The organism is Dehalococcoidia bacterium, from assembly GCA_021295915.1.
Classification (GTDB): Bacteria; Chloroflexota; Dehalococcoidia; order Lucifugimonadales; family UBA1123; genus VXRN01.
The window spans coordinates 76,755-83,833 of sequence record JAGWBK010000023.1 but is presented as its reverse complement, the minus strand read 5'-3'; the positions used below and the strand labels follow the sequence as shown (position 1 = coordinate 83,833).

The window sequence follows — 7,079 nt, the reverse complement described above, 5'->3', positions numbered from 1 at the left end:
GGCCGAAGCGCGTGTAGCTGAGCTAGAGGCCGAGCTTCGCCGCCTGAGTGGCGAATAGACACTCCTGCCCCAACCTGTGTTAGATTCCGTGCGGTTGACAGCACCCACTACCAGCACGGAGGCACTACCCATTGATTCACAGCGACTTCAGATGCGAGTTCTACTTCATCAGGCACGGCGAGTCTGAGTCGAACGCCGCTCCCGGCTTCGCCGCCGGGGCAAACCACGACGCGCCACTGACCGAACTCGGAGCTCAACAGGCTACTCTGCTCGGTAAACGACTGCTCGCCGAGGGGATCAAGTTCGACCTCGTATACAGCTCCAGCCTCGACCGAGCGATCAAAACGGCGAGGTTCATGCTGGACGCCATGGGCGAACCCGACCGCGACTACCCGAAGGTGGACGACATCATGGAGCAGCAGATGCCCGGCTGGCGTGGCGTCCCGCTCGACGAAGCGTTCACCACCGATGTGATGCTCTACAGAGCGGCGAAGGGCCCCGACTTCGTGCCTCCACAGGGAGAGTCGCTGCGAATGGTGCAGCGGCGCATCTCCGCGTGGCTCGAGCGTGAGATCATCTACAACGAGGATTTGACGTCCAAGCCCCAGGACCTCAAGGTCGCTGTGGTAGGACACGGCCAGTCATCGCGCTGCCTGTTCCAGTACATCATGGGCTTCAGGGACAGCCTGCTGTGGCAGCTGGCGATAGACAACACATCGATATCGCGGTTCGTCTTCGATCGCTATGGCTGGTCCGTCGTGAGGCTCAACGATGCATCCCACCTGGCCAACCACGAGCCCAGCTTCGAGGCACGACCCTAGTCAGGTACCAGACCCTCGCCGATGAACAGCTCCTCCGCCTCTTCGAGTGTGAGGTCAGGCTCGGGCAGCACCACGTCAGACTCCACCAGCTCGTCGATCGGAACAGCTTCGCCGTTGTTCCTGACCAGGTCGAGCATCTCCTTGAGGGCCACCTCGAATCCTTCGCGGTCCTCCTGGGCGATGATGTCCACGAGCTTGTTGTCGAGGTCGTTCAGGTCGTCCAGATACTGGCCCGAAAGATTGTACTGACCCTCTGTCCGTATCCGAATAATCATCGGTTAAAAGTCTCCAATGTAGAACAACTACCCCTCTCCCTCAGAGCCTGCCCTGTACTTGATACGGGGGAGAGGGCTGGGGCGAGGGTATTTGGCAAGGCTTCACTTGTACGATGTGCAGATGTAGAGGCCCTGGATTCCCGCTTCCGCAGGAATGACGATTGGTCAATTCACACTAGCCGCTGGGCAGCGACCTGCGCTCCGGGCCGGACGGCAGGCTCGTTCTGAGAGAGGCGAGCTCGTCTTCGACGTTCTGATCAGCGGTCAACTGGGCAAGCTCGCGGCTAAGGGCATCGCCGCTGCCGGCTGATAGCTGATCGTCCAGCACGCCGGAGTCCGCAAGCTCATCGATCGCGCTGGCCTTGGCCCTCATGTCCTCGGTCTTGTGCTCGGCGCGCTCCACGGCGAGCTGCACGTCGCCCATCTCCTCAGAGATGCCCGACAGCGCAGAGCCGATGCGCACCTGCGCCTGCGCGGCGTTGTACTGCGCCTTGATGATCTCCTTGCGAGACCTGAACGACTCCACCTTGGCCACGAGTCGCTGCTCAGCGTTGACCAGCTTCTCCTGCTCAGACTCGAGCTGGGTGATCTGCTGGTCGAGGCCCTCGAGCTCGATCATCGCAGCCTGCTTTCGCTGGAGCGCGAGACGCGCGAGATCCTCACGACCGGCGGCCATCGCCTGCCGGGCCTGGTTCTCGACGTTGGTGATGCTGGCGCGCACCTTCTCAGCCTGGAGCTGGAGACGCCGCTTGTTCGTGACCATCTCCACGATGCCCCGCTTGACGTTCTGGAGCATCTGCCGCTGCTGGTCGTAGGCGTAATCCAGAGTCTCCCGCGGGTCTTCGGCCCTGTCCAGCAGCCGGTTCATCTTCGATTTCACCACGGTCGACATCCGTGACATAACACCCATCGGTCCCTCCTGAATCTAGTTGGTCTTCTTTATGAGAAAGAGCATTCCCCGTGTTCCGATACGGGGGCGAGCATCAGTAACTATCGTACGACCCGCGTCCCTTTCCTGAAAACATCTGGATGACCCCGATAACAATCAGGACGATTCCCAGAATGATCAGGATGAGCCCAGTGGCGTCTATAAGCCACTTGATAAGGCCGGTCCTGAGCACGAAGCCCAGGAAGGCGAGGACAATTCCCGCTATCAGCAGGCCGGAGCCCCCCAGTTTGCCCATGTTAGCCCCTTCTATTCACCGCGACGGGCATTCAACCGACGCCTCGCCGCACTCGGATATTCTGAGAATATCATAACCCAGCATCCACAGTACGAAAAGCAGAAAGAAGACGAAGAACCTACATCAATTTGGTATGCGCCACCCAGGGGGAGTATAAGAATCCCCTCTCCCAGTGGGCTGACAGGGATATGAAACAACCGTGAATTCCAGACAACAAGCCCCCTCTCCCTCAGGGAGAGGGTTGGGGTGAGGGTGAAGAGTATGTCTTGGAGAAGGCCGGGGTACGAATACACACCCCTGTCAGCTCCCAGTGGGAGAGAGCTTGAGTGAGGGCGAAAAGCCTACTTTCCAACCTGACACAGGCTCACGGCGATCCTGCATCCGATAAGTGGCTGCCTCGAAGGATCGAGGTGCGCAGTTGCAACTCGAAGCCTGAAGGCTAGGCGCCACCGTCCGTCCTGGCAGGAGGCTCTATCCCGTGCTCCCTCAGCAGACGCTCCATATCCTCACGAGCACGCCGTTCGGATATCAGAGCCTTCTCGGCCTCTTTCCGCGCACGCCGGTCCTCGTAAGTATCGGGAATGTGCTCACCCGACTGAGGATCGAAAAACCGGAACCACTCGGCATCGGCGTGAAACTCAAGGCCCAACACCTCGCTCACCCCGACGAGTCTTCCGTCAACCTCCCGCACCTCGATCGGCTGGTACTCACCATCGATTAGCGTGTACCCACGTAGGCGGGGTTCCATGAATCCCTCTTCGGTAGGGTCGTACAGCCAGTACTCACGTACACCAAGGCTCTGGTACAGATCATGTTTCGTGACCGTATCCCGGCGCACAGACGTCGACGACATGATCTCAAGCACAAGGTCAGGTACTCGTCCCTCAACCCACGTCTGGAAAGTGTTGCGCTTGTGCCTCTTGTGAGTCTGCGTGACCACGAAGACATCGGGAGCAACTACACTTGAGGGAACTCCCTCCTCGTAGTAGAGGAACATATCCGCGCCAACCCAGACTGTAGGGTCGTCCTCGAACCAGCTGGTCAGGGCCCCGTGGGCATAGGTCAGCGGGAAGAGTTGGTACTCAGACTCTGCCAATGGTTCGTCATCGTCAATGGGATAGTGGACTTCGGCGAGGTGAGTCGCATCCTTCTTAAGTCTGGGTGTGGTCATCGTGAAACCTCCACCTGATGGCAGATATAGTCTATCACACCAGCCGTATTGCGGAATACGTATGCGTGGTCTGTGGGAGTGAGTTTCCCAGTATGGAATAATTCCCTCCTCGTGGCTATAGTACGACATAGTCAGCTTGGCTGGGATGGAGGAACCCTAAAGTGAAAGTAACCGACGTCAAAATCGAAGTCGTACGCCGCACGCTGCCCGATACAGGGCTGGACTCCGACCTCGGCAGGTTCCACGGCGACGTCGAACAGGGTGTGCTGCGGATTCAGACCGACGAGGGCGTCGAGGGCAACTGCTTCGTCGGCGACTTCAGGGGCGGCGGACACGGCCAGTTCGGCCCGATCCTCAACGTGCTCAAGCCGGAGATCATGGGCCGCAGCCCGTTCGAGCGCGAGCGGCTGTGGAGCAGGCTTCCGATTCTCAGCGGCAGGCGCGGACTCTCCATGAACGCGTGGGCGCCCGTCGACGTCGCGCTGTGGGACATCGCCGGCAAGACCGCGGGCGTGCCCGTCCACAACCTGCTTGGCACGCGCCGGTATGAGACCGACGTGTACGCCACCTACCCGCCGCGCCACGAGGCGCCCGAAGGCTACGTCGGCGAGGCGATGCAGATACGCGCCGCAGGTCACCGCGCCTACAAGATCCACCCCGGCGTAATGGACACGGCCACAGTCTTCGAGATGATGGCGAACGTCAGGGACGTCGTGGGCGACGATATGGAGCTGATGCTCGACCCCAACAACGGCTACGACTTCCGCAAGGCGCTCGATGTCGGCAGCGCAGTGGACGATCTCGGCTTCTACTGGTACGAGGACCCGATCCCGCCGCACGAGTACGACAACATCGCCGAGCTCAGCAAGAGGCTGATCACGCCGCTCTGCATGAGCGACAAACCCGAGAACCAGTTCCAGACCGGCTACCACTACATACGCCACAACGCAGTCCGGCTGGTGCGCGGCTCGGCGCGCAAGCTCGGCATCACCGGGCTGAAGAAGCTGTGCTCGATGGCCGAGGGCTTCGGCGTCAACTGCGAGATCGGCACCGCAGGCAACTCGCTGCTCAACATAGCCAACCTGCACATGATCAGCTCGGTGCAGAACTGCGCCTACTACGAGTACTGGATGCCCACCGAGGCCCACCAGTTCGGCCTGGTCGAGGACATCAAGCTCAACGACGAATGTGTCCTGGAAGCACCGACGAACCCCGGCCTCGGCTTCGACCTCGACTGGGACTGGATCAACTCCCACCGAGTGGCGACGCTCGACTAGCGTCCCGTATTGCTCTCCCTCCTCAGAAGACCCTTCTACGGCTGGTGGATCGTTGCTGCTGCGCTCGTGGGGCAGTTCACGTGGATGGCGGTTGGACCGGCAGTAGTCGGCGTGTTTCTCAGGCCCATGGTCGACGACCTGGGCTGGCAGGTATGGCAGTTCACACTCGCGACGTCGATCGCGGCCGCCACCGGCGCGGTGTCAGGCATCATCGCGGGCGAGATGGTGGACCGCCACGGTCCGCGTCCGCTCATGCTGCTGGGAGCGGTAGTCACAACGCTCTGTTTCCTGGGAGTGAGCATCCAGTCGGATCTCTGGATATTCCTCGCGCTGTACGCGATCACAGGCTTCGCTGGCTGGACGCTCTTTGGCGCACTGGTGGTCAACGCCGCCGTTTCCAAGTGGTTCATCGCAAGGCGTGGCTGGGCGCTCGCCATCGGCTCCATAGGCGTCTCGCTAGCCGGGATGGTCTCGCCTGTAACCGTCACGTTCATCGTCGACACGTGGGACTGGCGAGTGGGCTACGCGGCTCTCGGCGTTTTCGTAACGCTCGCCATCGTGCCGGCTGCGTTCGTGATGCGTCGAACACCAGAGGACTACGGCATGAGTCCCGACGGCGATGGAGGCGACGACCCACTTCCAGCCTCCACGTCGCCACCCAAGATGGAGCCGCCCTCGCTGACCCGCTCCCAGGCGCTCAGGACGAGCGGCTTCTGGCTGCTGACGGCCGGATTCGGGCTGAATTTCGCTGCCCTGACCGCGATACTGATTCACGCCATACCGTTCGCAACCGAGGCCGGTTTCTCCCGCGCCATCGCTGCGTCCGCACTTGCGGTCAACGGACTGGGCAACCTGTCGTCCAAGGCCTTCTGGGGCTACGGTCTCCAGCGGTTCGACCCGAGGCTGCTGGTGGTATCGGCATACGCGATTTCATCGACTGGCGTCGCGCTGATGGTCGTCGCTGGCGCTACGGGACAGCCGGCGATCCTGTTCCCAGCCTTCTTCCTGTACGGCTTCGGATTCGGCGGCACGATTCCGCTCAGCGAGTTCATCTGGGCCCGCTACTTCGGTCGCGCGCACATCGGCGCGATCCGCGGAATCGGCAACCCCATCGCCGTCGTGGGAACTGGCGTCGGGCCAGTGCTTGCCGGAGCGTGGTTCGACTTCTCCGGTGACTACAACCCAGCGTTCATCGCCGCCATCGTCGTCTACATGATAGCCGCAGCGACAATCGGCATCTCGAAAGACCCTCTATCCGACCGCCGCTAGAGAAGCTCCTCGTTCAGCGTGACCCCGAACCCCGGCGCGTCCGACGGCTCCATGAAGCCACCTTCAGGGAACGGCTCGCCAATCCACAGATCGTCCTTCGGAGCGTCACGCATACCCGGCAGCACCTCGGCGAGGTCCATGCAGTCCGACGAGGCTATGAGGTGAATCCCCCACACCTCTCCACCGCGATGGGGCGCGACGGGTATCTCGTGCTCCCTGGCGATGTCGAGTATTCTCAGGCCCACCGTGATGCCTCCGCACCATGTGATGTCGGGCTGCCACAGGTCCATCGCGCCCGCCTTCGCAACGGCGTCGAACCCGATGTGAGTGAACTCGTGCTCGCCACCCGCGATCAGCGTCGGCTTGACCAGCGGCCTCAGCGCCGCCTGACCGTCGAGGTCGTCCGGCGTCAGCACGTCTTCGAACCAGAAAATATCATAGGGCGCGAGAAGCTCACCCATCCTGACGGTCGTATCCGAGTCCCAGCTCATGTACGTGTCGATCATCAGCCGAGCGTCCGGCCCCATGATCTCACGTGCGCGGGAGGCCGACTGCTCCGCGGCATCGAACTCGGCAGGATCCCCGGTCCACCTGTGCGGGAACTTGTGTGCGGTGAAGCCCATCTCGCTGTACCACTCAGGATCTCCACCTGTCGCGTACGCGCTGATCTTTCCCTTCGTCCGCGGGCCGATGACCGCGTGGACGGGCACACCCTCCGACTTCGCCAGCAGGTCCCACAGTGCGAGGTCGATGCCACTCAGCGCCATCACCCCGACGCCCTTGCGACCATACGGGATCGACTCGTAGTACAGCGCGTCCCATGCGCTGAAGATGTCGTCCCTGTCATCGAGCTGACGCCCAACCAACAGGTCGCGCATGTGGCCGTTGACGACCTCCACCGCCGCCTTGCCCCCACCACCGTAGCCAAACCCGACCTCACCAGTATCCGACTCCACCTGAACAACGATCTGCCACAGGTGCGTCCTCCACGACGGCGCCACGTGCCTGTAGTTCGGATAGACAGCCTTAACATCAGTAACGCGCATAGGTCAAAGCTCCTGGGTCACAAGCGGCTGATGGGT

8 protein-coding genes are annotated in these 7,079 nt (G+C 61.5%); 3 read left to right on the top strand and 5 right to left on the bottom strand.

Annotated elements, in window-relative coordinates; all coding sequences use genetic code 11:
* Positions 1 to 131: 131 nt before the first annotated feature.
* A complete protein-coding gene (locus J4G14_08915) occupies positions 132 to 821 on the top strand; it encodes a histidine phosphatase family protein (protein ID MCE2457921.1) in 690 nt (229 codons plus the stop codon).
* Here J4G14_08915 and J4G14_08910 read toward each other — a convergent pair.
* The 4 genes from J4G14_08910 to J4G14_08895 form a co-directional block, all read right to left on the bottom strand.
* Positions 818 to 1,096, bottom strand: coding sequence for a hypothetical protein (locus tag J4G14_08910; GenBank protein MCE2457920.1), 279 nt, complete (start codon positions 1,094 to 1,096; stop codon positions 818 to 820). The genes J4G14_08915 and J4G14_08910 overlap by 4 nt on opposite strands.
* A 175-nt stretch (positions 1,097 to 1,271) precedes the next feature.
* Positions 1,272 to 2,006, bottom strand: coding sequence for a PspA/IM30 family protein (locus J4G14_08905; GenBank protein ID MCE2457919.1), 735 nt, complete (start codon positions 2,004 to 2,006; stop codon positions 1,272 to 1,274).
* Positions 2,007 to 2,079: 73 nt separating this feature from the next.
* The gene (locus J4G14_08900) at positions 2,080 to 2,280 is read right to left on the bottom strand and encodes a hypothetical protein (protein ID MCE2457918.1); all 201 of its coding nucleotides are present in this window, start codon (positions 2,278 to 2,280) and stop codon (positions 2,080 to 2,082) included.
* A gap of 439 nt (positions 2,281 to 2,719) precedes the next feature.
* Positions 2,720 to 3,451, bottom strand: a complete 732-nt coding sequence (locus J4G14_08895; protein MCE2457917.1) for a Uma2 family endonuclease — start codon at positions 3,449 to 3,451, stop codon at positions 2,720 to 2,722.
* 161 nt (positions 3,452 to 3,612) lie between these two features.
* Between J4G14_08895 and J4G14_08890 the strand changes: the two genes are divergently transcribed.
* Both J4G14_08890 and J4G14_08885 read left to right on the top strand, forming a co-directional pair.
* Positions 3,613 to 4,728, top strand: a complete 1,116-nt coding sequence (locus J4G14_08890) for a hypothetical protein (GenBank protein ID MCE2457916.1) — start codon at positions 3,613 to 3,615, stop codon at positions 4,726 to 4,728.
* 9 nt (positions 4,729 to 4,737) lie between these two features.
* The gene (locus tag J4G14_08885; GenBank protein MCE2457915.1) at positions 4,738 to 5,997 is read left to right on the top strand and encodes an MFS transporter; all 1,260 of its coding nucleotides are present in this window, start codon (positions 4,738 to 4,740) and stop codon (positions 5,995 to 5,997) included.
* Here the strand turns inward: J4G14_08885 and J4G14_08880 are convergent.
* The gene (locus tag J4G14_08880) at positions 5,994 to 7,043 is read right to left on the bottom strand and encodes a hypothetical protein (protein MCE2457914.1); all 1,050 of its coding nucleotides are present in this window, start codon (positions 7,041 to 7,043) and stop codon (positions 5,994 to 5,996) included. The two genes, J4G14_08885 and J4G14_08880, sit on opposite strands and share 4 nt — an antisense overlap.
* Positions 7,044 to 7,079 lie beyond the last annotated feature (36 nt).

What these genes read in the sequence shown, in the direction of transcription:
- J4G14_08895 (MCE2457917.1), bottom strand. Translation starts at nt 3,451, where the DNA reads ATGACCACACCCAGACTTAAGAAGGATGCGACTCACCTCGCCGAAGTC.
- J4G14_08880 (MCE2457914.1), bottom strand. Translation starts at nt 7,043, where the DNA reads ATGCGCGTTACTGATGTTAAGGCTGTCTATCCGAACTACAGGCACGTG.
- J4G14_08905 (MCE2457919.1), bottom strand. Translation starts at nt 2,006, where the DNA reads ATGGGTGTTATGTCACGGATGTCGACCGTGGTGAAATCGAAGATGAAC.
- J4G14_08900 (MCE2457918.1), bottom strand. Translation starts at nt 2,280, where the DNA reads ATGGGCAAACTGGGGGGCTCCGGCCTGCTGATAGCGGGAATTGTCCTC.
- J4G14_08910 (MCE2457920.1), bottom strand. Translation starts at nt 1,096, where the DNA reads ATGATTATTCGGATACGGACAGAGGGTCAGTACAATCTTTCGGGCCAG.